Here is an 18691-nt window from a genome sequence, read left to right on the forward strand (position 1 = left end):
CACTATCGCTTTGAATCATGCCCAAAACGTGGTCTCTTCGGCTGGCATACGGTAGGAGGTGTATCCCTCGCTTGCAGCTTTTCCAATTGTCAGTAGCATGACTGGTACATAGCGTTCTTTATCCAAGCCAAACACTTCAGCAATTTGATCTTTTTCATAACCACCGACTGGATTGGTGTCATACCCATGTGCACGGGCAACCAGCATCAATTGCATGGAAACCAGACCGGCGTCAAGCATAATGACATCGTTCATTTCAGCATCGGACATGTTGTTATAGATCGGTTTGAATGCCTTCAACTGAAAGTCCTTAACATCTTGTGGCATTAAGCCATGCTCAACAGCTTTTCCATAGATGTTTTCTGCATAATCGAAGTTGTTTTTGTCCGCAAACACGGCAATGACAGCAGAAGCTTGAGCGACTTTTTCTTTGTTAAAGCGAGACAGTGGGACGAGTTTTTCTTTTCCCTCTGGAGTATCCACCACAAGGAAGCGCCAAGGCTGCATGTTGATGGAGGAAGGGGCAGTGCTAGCTTCATTGATGATTTGAGTCATTTCTTCCCTGCTGATTTTTACGGATGAATCGTATGTCTTAATGGAGCGGCGTCCATAAATAATTTCGTTAAAATCGTTTGTTTGTTGGTATGGTTTCATAATAGTTACTCTCCCTTTATATTTTGTTGAGCTATCAATGTTTGACTAGTCAATTGTTGATAAGTCAAATATAAACGAAAACTAAGTCCATCTCAATAGTTTTTTTTATGTAAAATCATAACAATAAAAGCAACATTTCCAACGATTCTAACTTAACTTTTGCATAATTTTATCCTGGTTGTTTAAAAATGAGTAAGGGTAATATGCATGAACCCCAGTGACTAGATACAAATAAATAATCGGGAATAACATGTAAAAGGATATTAGCTTAGAGGAGTGATACAAAAATGAAAGCAGTTGTGATTAATCAATATGGAAGTAAAGAAGAGTTAGTTGAGCAGGAAGTGAATAAACCGAGGGCAGAAGCCAATCAAGTGGTTGTAAAATTAGAGGCTACATCCATTAATCCAATCGATTGGAAATTAAGAGAGGGTTACTTAAAAGAAATGTATGATTGGGAATTTCCTATTATCTTAGGCTGGGATGTAGCTGGGGTCATAACTGAAATTGGTTCAAACGTTACCAAATGGAAAGTTGGGGATCGAGTATTCAGTCGTCCTGATACAACACGTTTCGGTTCGTATGCTGAATATACAGCAGTTGATGAGCACCTTCTGGCAAAACTACCTGATTCAATCTCATATGAGGAGGCTGCGGCTGTACCTTTGGCTGGTTTAACAGCATGGCAGGTACTGTTTACTCATGGCGATCTAAAAGAAGGTGAAACTGTACTTATTCACGCTGGAGCTGGTGGTGTAGGTATGTATGCCATTCAATTAGCAAAACATGCCGGCGCTCATGTTATTACAACAGCAAGTGAAAAAAATCATGAACTTCTTTACTCGTTAGGTGCTGATCAGGTCATTGATTACAAAAAGGAAAACTTTGAAGAGATTCTAAAAGATATAGATTTAGTGTTTGACACGATGGGTGGAGAAGTAGCTGAGAATAGCTATAAGGTGCTTAAGCCAAATACCGGAAGACTAATTACCATTGTTGGTGAACCCAATCATGATACTGCTAAGTCTCACAATGTATTAGCAAAGGGGATTTGGCTACAGCCAGATGGTGATCAATTGCAGAGAATGGCAGAGCTGATGGAAGAGAACAAGATAAAGTCAATTGTAGGGGCAACATTCCCGTTTAGTAGACAGGGGATTTATGATGCACATGCTTTGAGTGAAACTCACCACGCTGTAGGTAAGATTGTCATTACATTTTAAAAAAGAAGACTGGGAAAAACCGCTAAACATTAAAATTGGCATCTGTCGAGGGACAAAAACATATTCCTATTAAGTCGCTATCTTAGCGGCTTTTTTATATTATCAGTACAAGTTCGTGTCCCGAGCCAAGGACAAGAACTTGTACTGATTGTGATTTAAAAGATTTATGTAAGCAAACTTTGCGTCTCTTTAATAAAAGCGGCGATAGCAGGAGAGATCGCTTCCAAGGAGGGGACTGCTAATCCTATGACACGGTTAATGGAACGGGTAACGGTTTTACCAGGATATTAGCTGGCACAGCCGGTAGTATCATCGAAGGCAATCGTATGGCTAACGCCCGATTGGCTGGTATTTTTCATTTTACACTCGAAGGGCAATTCATTATCATGGATTCAATAGAGCAGATGGAGGTGGGTCACGACGATGATAAATTTGCGAGTCGTTCATTTTATACTGACAGGTTTCTCCATTCAAGTTGGAGAATTCGCGCATGTAACCCTTGAAGATTATTTGCGCCTGACCGAGAATTGGGGGGATGTTCATGATTGAACTGATCAGACACGTTATGGAAGACATGAACAAGCAGCTTGACCGTATCGAGAAGAGTTTGAACTTGCTGAATGATGAACTCATTTGGATAAGAATAAAGGGCTCCATGAATAGCGTCGGTAATCTTTGTTTGCATTTGGCAGGTAACGAATATCAGAATTTCGTTAGCGCGATCGGCAACAGACCGTTCATCCGGACGCGAACCCGTGAATTCACGAAGGACGGGGGAATATCGAGAGAAAAGCTGATTCTTCTTCTTCGGGAAACCAGAAAGGAATCGGAAAATGTTGTAGCTGCGTTATCGAACGACGATTTGTCCCGAGAGGTTATCATTCGCTATGACCGTGAGGATTGGAACCGAATGCATCGAACGAATAGGTGTACTGAAGAAACCTACGATACAAGAGTAATCGGTCGTCTGCTTATCCAGGTATCGGCACACTACGGGTATCACGCAGGACAGATCGTTGTGCTTGCCAAGATGCTGCAAGATACGCAAGAACATGTCACGGGTCAGTACCATTGAGGAGGGCATAGATGGTCATGATCAGACTTGAACCGTTCAAACATCCCGATTCGACAAGAATGGTTCTAACGAACTGGAAGTCGAGAAAACGGAGGATAAGCTTCTGACGAAAGTCCACGCCAACGTGAATCCAATGCTGATGTCCCATGCGATCGCCAACCTTGTGGACAATGCCATCAAATATTCAGGCAGTCCATCGCTAATCGAATTGAAGTTGGAACATACGACAAGCGAGATAGTTATACGGATACGTGATCAAGGTATCGGCATCGAGGGCGATGAGCTGGAGAGAGTGCAGGAACGTTTTTACCGGGCGAAAAATGCAAGCACATCGAACGGTTCAGGTCGATGTAAAAGAACGAATACCCTTTAAAGTCGCTATTTTAGCGGCTTTTTTTGTTGTGAAGAAAAGGCACAAGTGCTTTCGTGGCACAGAGAAGTGGATGACCAAACCGTTGAAATTGTCGGTCTATAGGAGTGAGAGAAGGATTAGGATATAAGGAATGCAATTCTCTCCTGTTCCTAAAACGTAAAGAAAGCGGGGTGAAATAAATGGCCATTTTATCAACTGGACCGATTGAGAATAATCCGGTCAGTGGTGTAAGACCAACACAACAGCTGACCATTAATATTGATAATAGAAATTTGGTTACGAATGCAATTGTTTTGATTCAGGGTTATTACCTAAACGGAACCAGAACGGAATATATACTCGAATTAATTAGCGTAAATCCAAATCAAGCCATAAAAAAAGATTATTTTGCAAACCTAGACGTATTTGAATTTGTCTTTACAACGAGTGGTTTAGCAGAACAACAAGTAGAAATTTCAGTTTGGGGAAAAAACTCCATGGGACAGCTCGTAACGCCTCACCGTATTGTATCTTCAGAATTGTTAGAAGACAATGGAGCCACGGGAATCACAGGCTCAACCGGCGCAACTGGGGCCACGGGCGTAACTGGAGCTACGGGGAACACAGGTTCAACCGGTGCGACTGGGGCAACGGGCGTAACTGGATTAACTGGAGCTACAGGGAATACAGGCCCCGATGGAGGTGCAACTGGAGCAACGGGCGTAACCGGAGCCTCAGGCATCTCAGGCGCAACCGGCGAGACAGGAGCCACGGGCGTAACCGGAGCCTCAGGCATCACGGGCGTAACCGGCGAGACTGGTGCAACGGGGGCAACCGGAGCCACAGGCATCACGGGTGCAACCGGGGAGACTGGTGCAACGGGGGTAACGGGAGCCACAGGTATCTCAGGCGCAACCGGCGAGACAGGGGCAACGGGGGCAACCGGCGTAACGGGAGCCACGGGCATCACTGGCGTAACCGGGGAAACAGGGGCAACGGGCGTAACCGGAGCCACGGGCATCACGGGCGCAACCGGGGAAACAGGGGCAACGGGCGTAACCGGAGCCACAGGCATCACGGGCGTAACCGGGATCACAGGTGCTACTGGGGAAACTGGTGCAACCGGCGTAACGGGAGCCACGGGCATCACGGGCGCAACCGGGGAAACAGGGGCAACGGGCGTATCTGGGGCCACGGGGATCTCAGGTACGACTGGGCAAACAGGCACAAGTGGGGCAACAGGTGCAACGGGCTCAACTGGGGCCACAGGGAGCACAGGTGCAACCGGGGCAAATGCCACAATACAAAATGGATTATTTAATGTTAGCGTACCTTCTGTTGCAAATGCGACAGCTATTTCGTATACGACTGTATTTATTAATGGCACTAACATATTACACCCAACAAGTACTACCTTTGTACTGGCATCAGGGCACATTTATTTGGTTTCGTATACGTTTAGAGGAACGAGTTCTGTAATTGGGAACGTTACGGTTACACCAAGAATTAATCTCGTATTTCAAAGTCGGTTTTCAGGGAGAGCAGTTACAGGAACTTTAGATGCGAATGTAAGTGTATCGGGTACGTTTTTAGCTGATGCTACTTCAACTGCGCTTACAATCGATTTTCTTTATAATGGGTCAGCAACAGCTACATCTACAGATGGTTCTGTTTCAATTATTCAGGTTCAGTAACTGGGTGGAAAATGAGAGCATAAATTTTGTTAGTTTAAAACCAAAGGAGTGGAGGTGGATGAATATTTCTGCCTCTAATCATTTGGAAAAAAGGAGAATAAAATTTTATGGCTATTTTATCAACCGGACCGATTGAGAATAATCCGGTCAGTGGTGTAAGGCCAACGCAGCAACTGACAATTAAAATGGATAATCGAGATTTAATCAATAGTGCCGATGTTTTGATTCAAGGATACTATCTAGACGGAGCTCGAAACTTATACGTAAACGAACTCATTAATGTGAATCCAAATGAAGTAATAACGAAGAATTATGATGGGAACTTTAATGCTTTTGAATTTGTCTTTACAACGAGCGGTTTAGCAGAAGATCAGACGGGAATCTCGGTTTGGGGAAAAAATGTAGAAGGGCAACTTGTAATTCCCCATCGCATTGTATCTTCAGAATTGCTAGGTGCAAATGAAGTAACAGGACCACCAGGAACAACGGGAGCTACGGGATCTACAGGAGCCATAGGACCCACTGGGGCTACAGGAGTTACAGGAGCAACAGGAGCCCAAGGTACGATTGAGCCTAATGCGACCATCGTGGGAGTAGAACCCAATGTTAGCTCTCAATTTAACGAATTAAGAACCAATGAAAAAACGCCAATTATTGAGTTGACTTCTGTATATGGCTTATCCAACCTAAGAGACATTGTTTTAACATTGGGCGATGCTACAGTCGGAAGTAATAATACGGAATTTCAATTAACTACAACTATATCCGGATCTGACATTGCTATCCTTCAAAGCTCGGAGAGAGGAAGGTATGAATCAGGCTTAGCGGGAGAAATAGGAATTGGTACTCGTTTACCAGCTCCACCGACAGGGACCCAAGTGGTCAGATGGGGCGCTTTTGACGATCAGAACGGCTTATTCTTTGGACAGAGCGTAGCGAATGGAATATTTGTAGCGATCAGAAGAGCAAGTGTTGATACTATTATTCCTCAAACATCTTGGAATGTGGATAAATTAGATGGAACAGGTCCGAGTGGCGCGACGCTTAGTTTATCTAAAGGGAATATATTTCAAATCGTATTTACATGGTATGGGTATGGAGTAATCGAATTTAGAGTTGTCATCCCTGATCCTACAACTTTAGCACAAGAAGTAATTATCGTTCATCGCTTTTCCCCCAATGGGCAAACCAGTCTGGCCGATCCTAATCTTCCTCTACGTGCGGAGATCTTTAATAATGGCACAGAATCAGAACTCAATTTATTCGTTGGAGGAAGACAATACAGTATATTGGGTAAATATAATCCCGTTTTCAGGGTTACTTCCGAAAGGAGAACTGTAACTGCAACAGGGTCACTCACACCAATTTTGTCTTTCCAGAGAAAGACATCCTTCCCGCCAGGTTCAGGTAGGGCAAATTCAGTGAGTATCAAATTAGAAAGTATTGATCTTATAACTACAGATGATATTTACTATCAGATCATATTAGGCGGAACGATTAATGGAGGCTTCGTAAACTTTCCAACAGCAACGACTAATATTCCAACTTCGGAAACAGCTCTTCTAATCAACAACACACTAACGACAATAGCGGATGGTCAAGTCCTATTACAAGGCTTAGTAGCCGGAGTTGCGGGAAGTGTCAGAATATCAGCTTCTTCTTCATTATTGGATTTCCAATTACCTGACTCTGAAATTGTGACTTTAGCCGTAGGAAATTTAAGCGGGGGTACTAATCCTGTTACTGCCACCTTTAGTCTTACTGAAGAATGGTAAAAAGTAATAGAAAAGGAGGGATTCACTTTTCCCTTTCTGCGAAGGAGGAACTATCTTGTCAGATATTATTATCTCGAATATTGGTCCGAATATAAGTTCGCAATTCGATGAGCTGATTGTATCGGAAAAAACCCCAATCGTGGAGTTAACATCTGCATATGGTCTATCCATTCTAAGAGATTCCGTTACAACCACTGGGGATGGTACGGTTACCAATGATGCAACGGAATTTAATCTAAGCAATACCACTAACGGAACAGATTCGGCCATTCTAGAAAGTGTATTACGAGGTAGATACGAGCCAGGATTCGCAGGAGAGGCCGGAATCGGCGTTCGAATACCTATACTGCCGATAGGCAATCAGATTGGAAGATGGGGATTCTTTGACGATCAGAACGGGGCTTTTTTTGGAGTAAATAGCACAAATGTATTCGTGGTCATACGGCGAGGAGGCTCCGATACAACATTTCCTCAAAGTTTATGGAATGTAGACCGATTAGATGGAACAGGTCCGAGTGGAGCGACGCTTAGTTTATCTAAAGGGAATATATTTCAAATCGTATTTACTTGGTATGGATATGGAGTAATCGAATTTAGAGTGGTCATCCCTAATCCGTCGACTTTAGCGCAAGAGGTAACTACCGTCCATCGATTCTCTCCAACAGGTCAAACGAGTTTTATTGACCCCAATCTTCCATTAAGAGCACAAATCGATAATAACGGAACTGCAGAAGCTTATACCCTTTTTGTAGGAGGAAGACAATATAGTATTATCAGAAAATATGATCCTACCTTTAGAGTCACTTCGGAAAGGAGGAGGGTTACCAATCTCACATCAACACTAACACCCGTCCTATCATTTACAAGAAAAGCAATCTTCCCTTCGGGATCAGCTAGAACGAACTCTGTTCAAGTGGATCTAGAAGAAATAAACATTATCTCATCCGTAGATCTTAGTTATCAAGTACTTGTGGGTGGAACTCTCGACGGAGCATTTATTAATTATCCAACAGCTACAACGATCATTCCCGATAGCGAAACAGCTCTGTTGGTAAACAACTCTTCTACGACGATTACTGGGGGGGAAGTCGTTTTTCAAGGAATTACAGGAGGCGGAACAGGAGGAAACAGGATATTAGCTTCTTCAGAACTATTCGATTTCACGCTTCCTGAAAATCAGGTCGTAACATTAGCTGTATCAAATATTGGTGGGGCAGGCTCAAATATAGTTGATGTGGTATTTAGTGTTGCTGAGAGCTGGTAAAACCTCAGGTCATAGTGAAATACATTAAATGTTGGAAAGGGGTAAGAGAGAATGATTTTATCCACCGGTCCGATAGAAAATAATCCTGTTAATAGTGTAAGGCCGACACAACAGTTGACGATCAAAATAGATAATCGCAACTTAGTCGATGGCTCAAATATCTTGATTCAGGGTTATTATTTGAATGGAACAAGAACACTATATGTACTTGAGTTAATTTCTATCAATCCTAATCAAGTCCTAACCAAAAATTATTATGCAGACTTTAATTCTTTTGAATTCGTCTTTACAACAAGCGGTTTAGCAGAACAACAAGTTCAAATTTCAGTTTGGGGTAAGGATGCTGCCGGACAGCTTGTCTCGGCGCATCGCTTAGTAGCTTCTGAACAACTTGACGAAGCATAAGAAGCAAGATAAACGGCGGGCTGAGTTAGATAAAACAAACTCGTCAAAGCACTTTAGAGAAGAAATGAAGAGGATGGTGGATCTGTCTTTTGGCTCAATGGATGAAATCAGTACAAAAATAAAAAAAGGACCGTAAGTGTTCATCTTCCATCGATGAATGCTTTCGGTCCTTCTATGTTTATCCTGCACTAATGAATGACGGGATCGGTTTTCGCCTCTCTATGTTAACGTCTTCGGAAGGCTCCGCCGCGTGCCAGAGCGAAAAAGATGAGCAGGGCAATAATCGAGCCAACAATGGCGGGAATAATATGAAATCCGCCAATCACCGGCCCCCTTGGTCCCAGCAATTCCGTTCCTAACCAGGAACCGATAAAACCCGCGATAATGTTCCCAAGTACACCGCCCGGTACGTCCCGCCCAATTAAGTTGCCGCTTAACCAGCCAATAAGTCCACCAACAATGAGTACCCAGAGCAGATCCATGGATTGTTCTCCTTTCTTCGGGTTTATTACAAGTTATGTTGGGTTCGTTGGAATATACCTTATCTTCCTGTTGGTGGAGGAATCTAAAGCGCCTGTGCTAAGATGGGTTAATAATTGATTAAAGCTGGTGAAAACAAGGCTAGATAGGGGTGTACAGTTGAAGAAAATCCTAGTCATTGATGATGAAATTGCAATTCGAGATTTAATTGAGCTTGTACTGAGAAGAGAAAACTACGTCGTTCAAACGGCTGAGAACGGTAAAATAGCCTTGCAGCTGCTGGATACTTTTCAGCCGGATCTGGTGGTGCTTGATTTAATGCTGCCTGACTGCTCTGGATATGACCTGTGCAAGGAAATCACCGGGAAACGTGCCGTTCCTGTGATCATGCTCTCTGCCAAAAATGAGGTAATCGACAAGGTGTTGGGACTAGAGCTAGGGGCGGAAGATTACATGACCAAACCTTTTGACAATCGTGAATTGCTCGCTCGGATCAAGGTCATTCTGAGAAGAAACGAGAGCAAGGAGGAATCAAGTGAAGGAACAGAAGTGAAATCTACACGCATCATTCATGAAGAGCTGACATTTGATCTGGAAAGCCGCAGGGTGCTAAAAAACGGTGTACCCGTGTCTTTAACGGCCAAAGAGTTTAAAATTCTGGAAACGTTACTCAAAAGGCCAGACAAAATCTTTACCCGGGATGAGCTGCTGCAGATCGGATGGGGATATGATTTTATGGGAGACAGTCGCAGTGTGGATATGACCATCATGCGATTACGGAAGAAGCTGGAGGATAACGCGGACGAACCGAAGTATGTCAGGACGATCTATGGATTTGGCTATCAACTTGGAGGTGGCGAGGCCTGAAGTATGCAACCCGGTTACTGCTGAATTATTTATTTTTCTCCGTGCTGTCCTTTGGCATCATCATTTTTGCGGTGAATAAAGCCATCGATTACTACAGCTTCATTACCATTGAGAAACAGATGATGGAGAAGGCGGATCTGTCCGAGTTGTCCTTCCGTGAGGTGTTATCTCAGCATAGGTCATCTTCAGGAGAGCCCCAGACCAAGGAAATTGTCAGACTCGCTCTGGAGAAGCTGAAAGCTTCAGGCAAGGAAGTACGTATCTATGACAGCTCCAAGCAGTTGCTGGGCTTGGCTGTGGATGGCATCATCATTAATGATGGCAAACCTCTTATTTTCGAAAAGAATATTGAGAAAGCCCTGAGCGGCAGTTATGCCTACACCGTAACGGAAGATCATCTGCTTTATTTCGCGACGCCCATTCAGGATCAATTCTACGAGAACGCTTATGTGTATGAGTTCGTGGAGGACATTTCCTACTTTTATGCGATTATGGATCAAATCCGTTATATCCTGTTTGCGGGTGCAGGCGGATTTATTGTACTGATTACGTTATCCAGTCTGTGGATTGCCCGCAACACAACCAAGCCGATTAAACTGTTGCTTGACGCTGCGCAAAGTTTCTCTAGGCAGGAGTTTCGGAGAGTTCATCTAAACCGTAAGGATGAGCTGGGCATGCTGGCAGATGGACTGGATTCCATGGGGCGGCAGCTTCATGATTACATTCAGTACCAGAGGCAATTCGTCTCCAACGTATCTCACGAGTTAAAAACACCCTTGGCAGCCATTCGTGGTTTCTCTCAATACTTGGTTGAAGGGGAGAACGAGGACAAGGAGTTACAAAAAATCTATGCTCATCTGTTGCAGGAATCAGATCGGCTGACGCGCTTGATTAATGAACTGTTGTTGTTATCCCGATTCGACAAGGCTGGTTCTAACGAACTGGAAGTCGAGAAAACGGAAATAAACGAACTGATTCAGCAAGTCGCAACGAGTATGGGTGCCAAGGCCAAAGATAAAGGAATTGAGATTATGGTTAGTAAAGTGGAGGGAGGATCAACAGATGGAGGTCTGACAAAAGTCTACTCCGATGTCAATCCCATGTTGATGTCCCATGCCATCGCCAATCTTGTGGACAATGCCATCAAATACTCAGGAAGTCACTCACAGATTAAAGTAGAGATGGAGCATACGCCAAGTGAGGTGGTTATACGGATACGTGATCAAGGTATTGGTATCGCGGGCGATGAGCTGGAGAGAGTACAGGAACGTTTTTACCGGGCGAAAAATGCTAGCACAGCGAACGGTTCAGGTCTTGGGCTTTCTATTTGCAAGGAGATTGTCGAGCGGTTTAATGGTTATATTGACATGGAAAGTCAAATCGGGGAAGGAACAACCGTTACGATTGTGTTGCCCCGTGCGGAAACACAATCGTAAATAATTAACGTTACAAGATTGGTACATTTCTGTTATGAGACTAACAAATGTTTTATTTATAATCACTTCATAAGAACAAATCACACATTTATGGAGGGATCATGATGAAATTGATAAACAAAGCAACAGGTGTTATCGTACTAGGTGCTCTACTAACGGTGGCATTAGCGGGCTGTCAGTCCAATGATGCTACGCCCCCAGCAACCGGACAGAACACAGCGAATGAACAAAGCAAAGGCGAAGGAGCAACAAATGCTAATGCTCCTGCTTCCGAAAGTTCTGAAGAAAAGGGGACTGAAGCTATTAAGGAAGGTTCGATGGAGAAGGAAGGCAATGTGGTGCTGAAGGAGCTTGCTTTTGTCTATAATGAGCACACCATTGCGATTTCGGATACAGCGAATGAAGATCAGATGGAACAGATGCTGGGCAAACCGGATAACCTGAAATCTCATACGTACAGTGCCGACGATGGAACAAACATGGATACGTTAATCGGTTTTACAGAAAAGGTCTATACGTATCCTGGTCTGGAGATTAAAACAATCAGTATACCAGAGGGAAAACAAGACTCCATCTTTCATATCGAAATCACAGATCCCAAGTACGCGACAGTGCGAAACATTAAAGCAGGAGATAGCCTGGATACACTCAAAAACGCCTACCCTGAGGGGAAACTGCTTGGTGATGGAGCCCCTAATGAGGAGGATGACTTCCGTTACGAGCCATCCAATTATGTGGATGTGATGTCGTTCCATATCAAGGATGCCAAGGTGGAGAGCATTCAGATCTACAGCCTTCTGGACTAATATTTAGGAATCGATGTTGGTAAGCCATTCATACGATTCACCTTTTATACCTGAATAAAAATGAAAAGTTAACCCTCATACTCCTGAAAAGGAGCATTGAGGGTTAACGTAGTTTTAGGACTTTTAAATTAAGCGCTGCTTGGGCAAATGCAGAATAACGTTGAATTGATCACCATGAATTTCGATTTTGATCTCCCCGCCGTGCAGCTCAACGATACTTTTCACAATGGACAGCCCTAGGCCGGAGCCTTCTGTCTGGCGGGATTCATCTGCTCTTTTGAAACGTTCGAACAACTCTTCCGCAGCAAAATCAATCTCATAAGCAGCAGTATTTTGAATTTTGAATAGCACCAGATCATCAGACTCATCCAAATAAATATAGATTCTGGTTCCCGGAAGCGAATATTTCTGCGCGTTGCCAATTAAATTTTCGAATACACGCCAAATTTTATTGCCGTCCAAATGTGCATGGATCGGGAATTTCGCAATCCTCTCCCGAATCACAGGCGACGCTTGTCCCATACTGGTGTTGGACTCGGCAATTGCCTGTGTCAACAATGTCGCGACATCGACGTACTCAATATCCAGCTCTACTGTACCACTGGCCATCTTTGAGATTTCGAACAGGTCTTCAATCAACAGCTTCATCCGTAGCGCCTTCCGGTCCAGGGTTTCAATATAGGATCGGGTGGTCTCTGTAGACAGATTTTCTTTTTTTAATAAATCAACATAGTTGATAATAGAAGTAAGTGGGGTCTTCAAATCATGTGATACGTTGGTAATCAGCTCTGTTTTTAACCGTTCGCTCTTCATTTGATTCTCCAGCGCGCTTTGATACCCGGCTTTCATATTGTTAATATAACCAGCAAGCTTGGATAGATCATCCTTGCCGGTATCCTGAATTGTGTTTTGAATATTTCCTTCGGCAATCTCTTTGCTCCCGTTGATAATGGCGATGAATCTTCTAAGCTTGGAAAGTATATATGGAACCAAGAACAACACGTAGAGCAACAAATAAAGTAGAAGCCACCCCTGTCCGTAATATGTGACTGCCTGCCAAATACAAATGCCGGCTATCGCGGTTAGCAAAAGCATCATGATGAGGCCAAACGTTAGTCTCCCGTTTTGTAAACTGGCTCTAAGACCGGTTCTCCAAATATGAAAGTAATCCATCAGCAGACTGCCATGCCAGAAGGAACGCCTACTATGGGGTGCCTTAAAATAAAGAAACAGTCTGCTTGCCAGCAGGCAAAGAATAATTAAGGCAAGCAGTGTCTGGATATAACTTGAAGTTGAATAGCTCAGACTCAACCCCGTGTATGAATACCTGTTTATGAGTACGAGGCTCCATAGAATCGCGGCGACAATGATGACAATAAGGTCGATTGGAACCTTCCGATCGGCTTTATTTTTTCTCGATTTTGTATCCAATTCCCCATACCACCTTTAAATATTTTGGGTCTTTGGGATTGATTTCAATTTTTTCACGAATGTTTCTCACATGTACGGCAACCGTATTCTCTGAAGTGAAGATCAGTTCATTCCACACGCGCTCATAAATCTCTTCGATTGAGAAAACCCTACCCTTGTTCTCCATCAGCAGCTCCAAAATTTTGTATTCTTTCGGGGTCAATCTGACGTCCTCTCCATCTATCTCAACAGTCTTCGAGCTTTTGTTCAGCACGAGTCCTCTTACTTGAATGAGCTCATCCCCGTTTGACTGGAAGGAACCTAAATTCGTAAACCGGCGCAGCTGAGATCTGACTCTAGCGATCAGCTCTAGAGGATTGAACGGCTTCGTAATATAGTCATCAGCCCCAACGTTGAGTCCCAAAATCTTGTCGCTATCTTCTGACTTGGCGGAAAGCATAATGATCGGTATATTTTTGTTTTCACGAATTTTAAATGTCGTTTTAATTCCATCGAGCTGTGGCATCATGTTGTCCATGATAATAAGATGAATGGTTTCTTGTTCAAGAATTTCCAGCGCCTCCAATCCGTTAGAGGCAGTTAATACATCCACATCTTCGCTTTTCAAATAAATAACAAGCGCTTCTCGAATTTCCGGTTCATCGTCTACAACAAGAATGTTATTTATAGCCATTAATTCTCACCTTCATCACGATATTTCTTATATTTACTAATCCGGAACTCATGTATCCCGAAAATTCAACATGGCCGGGGGGAGCGTCTGCAAGCATCAGCTCCGCTGGTGATTCTTCCTGATCCGTGTAAAATCCATGCACCCCGAACCTGGACAGAATCTGCATAACCGGTCTGCTGTTGACGGTGTGAACATAGCTTTTTACCCCAAACTTATGTAGTGTTGGAACTAAATTGGGGTTTAGATACACACGGTATACAGGCATGGCAACCGCTGTCAGTTGTTTGTCCCTTACGAATTCTACAATACTTTCGGCGGAGGCGCCAGTTTTGTAAAGTGAATATATTTTGTTTGGAAAGGGGTGGATTCCCATAACCGTGTCATACATTTCCGGGCTGAAAATTTCAGGTATAATCCGGTTGAGCAGTGCAGGATCCGTACGTTGAACCTCATTGACTAGATGCGCAAACTGCTGCTGAATTTGCTCTTTGCTGCCTGCTTTCGTATCCACAATTAAGTCAAAATCAGGATATTGCTGCATCAGCTGCAGTATGTCCGGCAGTGTAAGAGGGTGGAATCTTCCCATAATAAGCGAGTTTTCAAACTGAAGCGTTGTTACGTTTCGTCCGCGATGAGCGGCCAAATCCGGCTGTAGCTTCTGCGACCAATCATGTCTGGCTACAAGTTTCCCGTCCGTCGTCTGCACCAGATCAACCTCGAACAAACGGTACCCTCTATTGTAATTGGTTATAAACGCCTCATAAGAATTGGTGTAGCTAGCCCCGTTAACTCCACCAAATGCATGTGCAATAAGCCTATTCTCCTGCCAGCCGCTGGTGCCAAATGTAGAGTCCGGCTGATTCTGACCTGTCCTAACAAGCCCCCAGTTGAACCAGATCATTCCTGCCGTAATGACTATGAGTAAGGTTAACATCATCGTTTTCTTCATTCGTTGTGCTCCTTCGTTATCCCGATGTAAGACATACTACAGGACGCAAATGAAGAAGGAGTCGTATAAAAACGAAGGAATTTATGAAGTTTTTACATTTCACTACCAAACGAGATTTCTTCACTGAAGAGAAGACATTCACAGTCACAACTTTCCGCCTAGTCACGCCCACCGTATGACCCCGAATGAAATGAAATTGGTACTTCAGAGTTTAAGAAGAGTTTTTTTGGTAATCAACAAGTATTAACAGATCTGAATTTTCAATTTGAAAAGGATAAATTTATGGCCTTACCGCTGGCAATACTACCAACTCTCTGAACACCGATGCAAACATCACGATGTTAAATAATTATTATCGCTTGTTTGATGCATCTCGCACTGACGATCGGGCTATGAAGGACTTGTTATCCCTGTTCACGCAGAATGCTGAAATTGTTTCAAACGGTAGCAGTCGTACAGGATTCGAGGTGGTTATTAAGACTTTTTATGAATACAATAAAGACATTAAACATATGTGGGATGCATGGGTTCTTCAGCCCGACGGCAGTTATCGAACTAACTGGGCAGTATGCGGGCAAGCAGTAGATGGCACGGTGTATGCGAAGGCGGGTATAGATATTATGCGTGTGAACGAGTCAGGGCAGATCGTGTATCTGAAGAACGTGCAGACGACTGAAGATGCTTACAATGAATATAACTCGTAAGATGAATATAGGTGGTTGTTACTTCATAGGCCTCTGGTAAGCAACCATTGCTAGTTTGCTACATAGTAACCCATTTTTTTGATCAGTAGACATAATTTTATCGACTTATATTTTAGATTCACAGCATCTGTGGCCTTCAACCGAACTATCCTAAAACTAAAGAAACCGATGGGACTTTACATAAGTAAAATGCCCATCGGTTTTTATTTTATCTCAACAATAAGATACCTTCTTATTCTGGTGGTGAAAATAGGTCAGGCTGGATAACTTGGCTAGGTACGTCGCGTAGAGTGAGCTTCATGCTAGTCTAACATGATTTTCTCGTTAACCATTTGATAGTAATACTCATCCATCTGTCCTGCCGTAACATCTTCTTCAAGATGATATATCCACCACGTGACAAGTAAACTAATGACCCCTGAATGATATTCGGCTAAGAGTTCTATGGGGGGTGAAAATGGTTTACCTCTTCTTTTTAGTTCCAGAAAATCTCTTCTGGATATATCTCCGATATAGTTTTTGAAAAAGTCAGTAAATCCCTTGTCATTCTTCTGGTTTTGAACAATCGGCTCCAGTAAATTCTCCAACATGAATCTAGATAGGCTTTGCAAGGGCTGCCGAAGCCGATCTTCTATACTCATTTGTAAATAATCCTGAAGAACCCACGTGAGGGTAGCGGATAACAGCGCAAATTTATCCTCAAAATGTTTGTAAAACGTTGTACGGTGAACCATCGCTTTATCACATATCTCATTAATCGTGATATTGCTGAATAGTTTGCCTTGCTCAGATAACAGATCTCTAAAGGCCGTAATTAACAATTTATGAGTCCTGGCAACTCTTAAATCAAGCTTTTTTTCATTGATTTTCATCTACACCACTTCCATATCGTAGTTTAACTATATGCCATCGCTATATTGATTCTTACTATAAAAGAAATTTTGATTATATATTGGTATTATAAGTAATATTTTGATTGATCTACAAGTGTAGATTAAAATCTAATTTCTAGAAAGGATGAATCTTCGGTGTCTGACATGAAAAAAGCTGTGGTGATCGGAGCAGGGATTGCTGGATTAATTACTGCAAGAATGTTAGCCGATTATTATGAGGAAGTATGTGTGATTGAGAGGGATGAATTCCCTTCGGAGCCAAATAACCGGCAGGGTGTACCTCAATCTTTTCATCCACACCGTGTACAACCACGCGGCGCGCTGATTATGGAACATTATTTCCCAGGTTACAATGACGAATTGATAGCATTGGGAGCGATCTCTTCACACGATGAGAAGCTTATAGTTACTAATCGATACGGTACATTAGTTAACAAGGAGGATCCTTCTTCATTCAAAATTGCATCGTGCAGCAGAGCTTTGCTGGAATGGGTGCTGCGCAAACGACTCCAGGACATTTCTCATGTAAGCATCTTAACCAGCTTGGAAGTTACCGGGCTAATGGTCTCTGAAGATCAGCACTCCATTACAGGAATTTACACAAAAGAAAGAAAAGGAGAGAAGCGAGAAGACCAACTTCCAGCGAATATGGTTATTGATGCCTCTGGTCGTTCCTCCAAATTGATCAGATGGCTTGATAAATTAGGGTTGAATGTGCCGGAGCCGGAGGTGCTGAAGGTATCTCTTGGTTACAGCACTCGTTATTACAAAATAAAATCCTCTATTCCAAATGAATTCGTGATGTCTGATTCAGATCCTGAGCAAGGTATTCGTGCAGGCATATTTACGCGCATTGAGGATGATATCGCTGGACTCATTCTTTTCAATGCTGGAGGGGAGGAGTATCCTTCAACTCAGCCAGAGGAGTTTCAAGAACAACTCAAGCATCTATTTGCTTCAGATAAAATTGTGGAGTTGATGGAACGGTTGGAGCCTGTGCAAGGGCCGCGCGGATATCGTATATCCGAGTCTATTCGTCAGCATTTTGAACTCATGGAAGATTGGCCATCTGGTTTACTCGTCCTTGGTGATGCATTTTGCAGCTTTGATCCAATTCATGGACAAGGCATCACCGTTGCTGCGATCGAAGCTGAGACTATAGGGAAATGTTTGGAAGCACAGCGCTTGCATCCCGATCCGCAGTTTGAACGGAACGTATTGCTGCGTATGCAGCAGGCCATCGATCCGGCTTGGTGGCTTAGTTCCGTGGCTGACCTGCGTTGGAGAGGGGTAGAACATGGTGGGCCTTATGAACTGAAAGGAGTAGATTTTGCTCAGAAATATATCAACTTATTTACGAAGAAAGCGATGAAAAAAGCGGATCAGGAAAAAGATAACCATCTCTTTTTTATGCAATTCCTGATGAATGCTTTGATCCTTCCTCCAAGTGAATATTTCAAAGCGGATGTCCTGGACATGATTTTGAACGACAATGGTTCAGAAGAAGAAATGGAATTAAGAGCAGCGCTTCGTGTCCAGGATCCGGAATTGTACCAGCAAAAATTAGATGAGGTAATTCCATTATTCCAACTGGACTATGATGAAGAGATTAAGAAACTGCTGGAAACTCTTCAGCCTGCGATGAGCTAATAAAACAACTTAAAAGCTGTATGTAGGGGTGATTACAACCACCACAACTAATAGTCGAGAAACCCAGGTGATTCATAGACCTTGGGTTTCTTTCGTGTTTGAATGAGGACGTACAATTGAATAACGAGGTGACGCTGCTCGCAAGTGAGGAGGCTGCACCCTGTTTGACCGGAGCCATTCCGCTTATTAAAAGTAAAGTTACCCTCGAGCTAGCATGCAGCAATCCTTTGAAACACTGCGTTACTTTTATGTTACAAATGTGAATCTGTGATACCTTGAACTAAATACGAAATAACATATATTTTATGAATTAATCTATGTAGCATAAGTTGTGCAAACAAATACATGATAAAAAAACCG

Annotated in this window: 19 protein-coding genes; 13 read left to right on the forward strand and 6 right to left on the reverse strand. The window is 43.1% G+C overall.

Features of this window, described 5'->3' with window-relative positions:
* Positions 1 to 15: 15 nt before the first annotated feature.
* Positions 16 to 654 carry a nitroreductase family protein gene (locus NST38_RS16310; protein ID WP_036615355.1) on the reverse strand — a complete coding sequence of 213 codons (639 nt, stop codon included), beginning with the start codon at positions 652 to 654 and terminating at the stop codon, positions 16 to 18.
* A gap of 287 nt (positions 655 to 941) precedes the next feature.
* Here NST38_RS16310 and NST38_RS16315 point away from each other — a divergent pair, with 287 nt between their 5' ends.
* The 8 genes from NST38_RS16315 to NST38_RS16350 all read left to right on the forward strand — a co-directional run bounded on the left by NST38_RS16315 (position 942) and on the right by NST38_RS16350 (position 8442).
* Positions 942 to 1877, forward strand: a complete 936-nt coding sequence (locus NST38_RS16315; RefSeq protein WP_047843194.1) for an NADP-dependent oxidoreductase — start codon at positions 942 to 944, stop codon at positions 1875 to 1877.
* A 423-nt stretch (positions 1878 to 2300) separates the two neighbouring features.
* Positions 2301 to 2426, forward strand: a complete 126-nt coding sequence (locus NST38_RS16320; RefSeq protein WP_257467838.1) for a hypothetical protein — start codon at positions 2301 to 2303, stop codon at positions 2424 to 2426.
* Entirely contained in the window at positions 2419 to 2952 is a 534-nt protein-coding gene (locus NST38_RS16325; RefSeq protein WP_101313845.1) for a DUF1572 family protein, read from the forward strand. Before NST38_RS16320 ends, NST38_RS16325 begins: the two co-directional genes overlap by 8 nt.
* Positions 2953 to 3085: 133 nt before the next feature.
* Entirely contained in the window at positions 3086 to 3325 is a 240-nt protein-coding gene (locus tag NST38_RS16330) for a sensor histidine kinase (RefSeq protein ID WP_257467845.1), read from the forward strand.
* A 179-nt stretch (positions 3326 to 3504) separates the two neighbouring features.
* Positions 3505 to 4998, forward strand: coding sequence for a beta strand repeat-containing protein (locus NST38_RS16335; protein ID WP_101313846.1), 1494 nt, complete (start codon positions 3505 to 3507; stop codon positions 4996 to 4998).
* 107 nt (positions 4999 to 5105) lie between these two features.
* Positions 5106 to 6773 carry a hypothetical protein gene (locus tag NST38_RS16340; protein WP_341344017.1) on the forward strand — a complete coding sequence of 556 codons (1668 nt, stop codon included), beginning with the start codon at positions 5106 to 5108 and terminating at the stop codon, positions 6771 to 6773.
* Between the two features lie 55 nt (positions 6774 to 6828).
* Positions 6829 to 8037: a hypothetical protein gene (locus tag NST38_RS16345; protein ID WP_341344018.1), complete on the forward strand. Its 1209-nt coding sequence runs from the start codon at positions 6829 to 6831 to the stop codon at positions 8035 to 8037.
* 51 nt (positions 8038 to 8088) lie between these two features.
* Positions 8089 to 8442, forward strand: a complete 354-nt coding sequence (locus tag NST38_RS16350; protein ID WP_036671514.1) for a hypothetical protein — start codon at positions 8089 to 8091, stop codon at positions 8440 to 8442.
* A 224-nt stretch (positions 8443 to 8666) separates the two neighbouring features.
* Here NST38_RS16350 and NST38_RS16355 read toward each other — a convergent pair whose 3' ends face one another.
* Entirely contained in the window at positions 8667 to 8924 is a 258-nt protein-coding gene (locus tag NST38_RS16355; RefSeq protein WP_024630063.1) for a GlsB/YeaQ/YmgE family stress response membrane protein, read from the reverse strand.
* Positions 8925 to 9081: 157 nt separating this feature from the next.
* On the opposite strand from NST38_RS16355, the gene NST38_RS16360 reads away from it, so the two are divergent.
* From NST38_RS16360 to NST38_RS16370, 3 genes are all read left to right on the forward strand, one after another.
* On the forward strand, positions 9082 to 9789 hold the full coding sequence (locus tag NST38_RS16360) for a response regulator transcription factor (RefSeq protein ID WP_076250590.1): 708 nt from the start codon (positions 9082 to 9084) through the stop codon (positions 9787 to 9789).
* A gap of 41 nt (positions 9790 to 9830) precedes the next feature.
* Positions 9831 to 11225, forward strand: a complete 1395-nt coding sequence (locus NST38_RS16365; protein ID WP_101313848.1) for a sensor histidine kinase — start codon at positions 9831 to 9833, stop codon at positions 11223 to 11225.
* A 104-nt stretch (positions 11226 to 11329) separates the two neighbouring features.
* Positions 11330 to 12031: a hypothetical protein gene (locus NST38_RS16370; protein WP_101313849.1), complete on the forward strand. Its 702-nt coding sequence runs from the start codon at positions 11330 to 11332 to the stop codon at positions 12029 to 12031.
* A 123-nt stretch (positions 12032 to 12154) separates the two neighbouring features.
* Here NST38_RS16370 and NST38_RS16375 read toward each other — a convergent pair whose 3' ends face one another.
* From NST38_RS16375 to NST38_RS16385, 3 genes are read right to left on the reverse strand one after another with little or no spacing between them, the layout of a single operon-like run.
* Positions 12155 to 13462, reverse strand: a complete 1308-nt coding sequence (locus NST38_RS16375) for a sensor histidine kinase (RefSeq protein ID WP_341344019.1) — start codon at positions 13460 to 13462, stop codon at positions 12155 to 12157.
* Positions 13437 to 14135, reverse strand: coding sequence for a response regulator transcription factor (locus NST38_RS16380; protein ID WP_036613934.1), 699 nt, complete (start codon positions 14133 to 14135; stop codon positions 13437 to 13439). Before NST38_RS16380 ends, NST38_RS16375 begins: the two co-directional genes overlap by 26 nt.
* Positions 14122 to 15084 (reverse strand): phosphatidylinositol-specific phospholipase C/glycerophosphodiester phosphodiesterase family protein, encoded by a 963-nt coding sequence (locus tag NST38_RS16385; RefSeq protein ID WP_340386378.1) that lies wholly within the window; start codon positions 15082 to 15084, stop codon positions 14122 to 14124. The genes NST38_RS16380 and NST38_RS16385 overlap by 14 nt, the downstream gene beginning before the upstream one ends.
* A gap of 338 nt (positions 15085 to 15422) precedes the next feature.
* Here NST38_RS16385 and NST38_RS16390 point away from each other — a divergent pair, with 338 nt between their 5' ends.
* On the forward strand, positions 15423 to 15788 hold the full coding sequence (locus NST38_RS16390) for a nuclear transport factor 2 family protein (RefSeq protein WP_256721204.1): 366 nt from the start codon (positions 15423 to 15425) through the stop codon (positions 15786 to 15788).
* A gap of 302 nt (positions 15789 to 16090) precedes the next feature.
* Here the strand turns inward: NST38_RS16390 and NST38_RS16395 are convergent, their stop codons facing one another.
* On the reverse strand, positions 16091 to 16660 hold the full coding sequence (locus NST38_RS16395) for a TetR/AcrR family transcriptional regulator (protein ID WP_076317758.1): 570 nt from the start codon (positions 16658 to 16660) through the stop codon (positions 16091 to 16093).
* Positions 16661 to 16825: 165 nt separating this feature from the next.
* Between NST38_RS16395 and NST38_RS16400 the strand changes: the two genes are divergently transcribed.
* Positions 16826 to 18331, forward strand: coding sequence for an FAD-dependent oxidoreductase (locus tag NST38_RS16400; protein ID WP_180361761.1), 1506 nt, complete (start codon positions 16826 to 16828; stop codon positions 18329 to 18331).
* Positions 18332 to 18691 lie beyond the last annotated feature (360 nt).

It is taken from the genome of Paenibacillus sp. FSL H8-0104, from assembly GCF_038050215.1.
Classification (GTDB): domain Bacteria; phylum Bacillota; class Bacilli; order Paenibacillales; family Paenibacillaceae; genus Paenibacillus; species Paenibacillus amylolyticus.

Coding starts and splice junctions, on each gene's coding strand:
- NST38_RS16380 (WP_036613934.1), bottom strand. CDS start 14,135: ATGGCTATAAATAACATTCTTGTTGTAGACGATGAACCGGAAATTCGA.
- NST38_RS16325 (WP_101313845.1), top strand. CDS start 2,419: ATGATTGAACTGATCAGACACGTTATGGAAGACATGAACAAGCAGCTT.
- NST38_RS16340 (WP_341344017.1), top strand. CDS start 5,106: ATGGCTATTTTATCAACCGGACCGATTGAGAATAATCCGGTCAGTGGT.
- NST38_RS16385 (WP_340386378.1), bottom strand. CDS start 15,084: ATGAAGAAAACGATGATGTTAACCTTACTCATAGTCATTACGGCAGGA.
- NST38_RS16355 (WP_024630063.1), bottom strand. CDS start 8,924: ATGGATCTGCTCTGGGTACTCATTGTTGGTGGACTTATTGGCTGGTTA.
- NST38_RS16330 (WP_257467845.1), top strand. CDS start 3,086: ATGCTGATGTCCCATGCGATCGCCAACCTTGTGGACAATGCCATCAAA.
- NST38_RS16335 (WP_101313846.1), top strand. CDS start 3,505: ATGGCCATTTTATCAACTGGACCGATTGAGAATAATCCGGTCAGTGGT.
- NST38_RS16350 (WP_036671514.1), top strand. CDS start 8,089: ATGATTTTATCCACCGGTCCGATAGAAAATAATCCTGTTAATAGTGTA.
- NST38_RS16315 (WP_047843194.1), top strand. CDS start 942: ATGAAAGCAGTTGTGATTAATCAATATGGAAGTAAAGAAGAGTTAGTT.
- NST38_RS16395 (WP_076317758.1), bottom strand. CDS start 16,660: ATGAAAATCAATGAAAAAAAGCTTGATTTAAGAGTTGCCAGGACTCAT.
- NST38_RS16370 (WP_101313849.1), top strand. CDS start 11,330: ATGAAATTGATAAACAAAGCAACAGGTGTTATCGTACTAGGTGCTCTA.
- NST38_RS16400 (WP_180361761.1), top strand. CDS start 16,826: ATGAAAAAAGCTGTGGTGATCGGAGCAGGGATTGCTGGATTAATTACT.
- NST38_RS16310 (WP_036615355.1), bottom strand. CDS start 654: ATGAAACCATACCAACAAACAAACGATTTTAACGAAATTATTTATGGA.
- NST38_RS16320 (WP_257467838.1), top strand. CDS start 2,301: ATGATAAATTTGCGAGTCGTTCATTTTATACTGACAGGTTTCTCCATT.
- NST38_RS16390 (WP_256721204.1), top strand. CDS start 15,423: ATGTTAAATAATTATTATCGCTTGTTTGATGCATCTCGCACTGACGAT.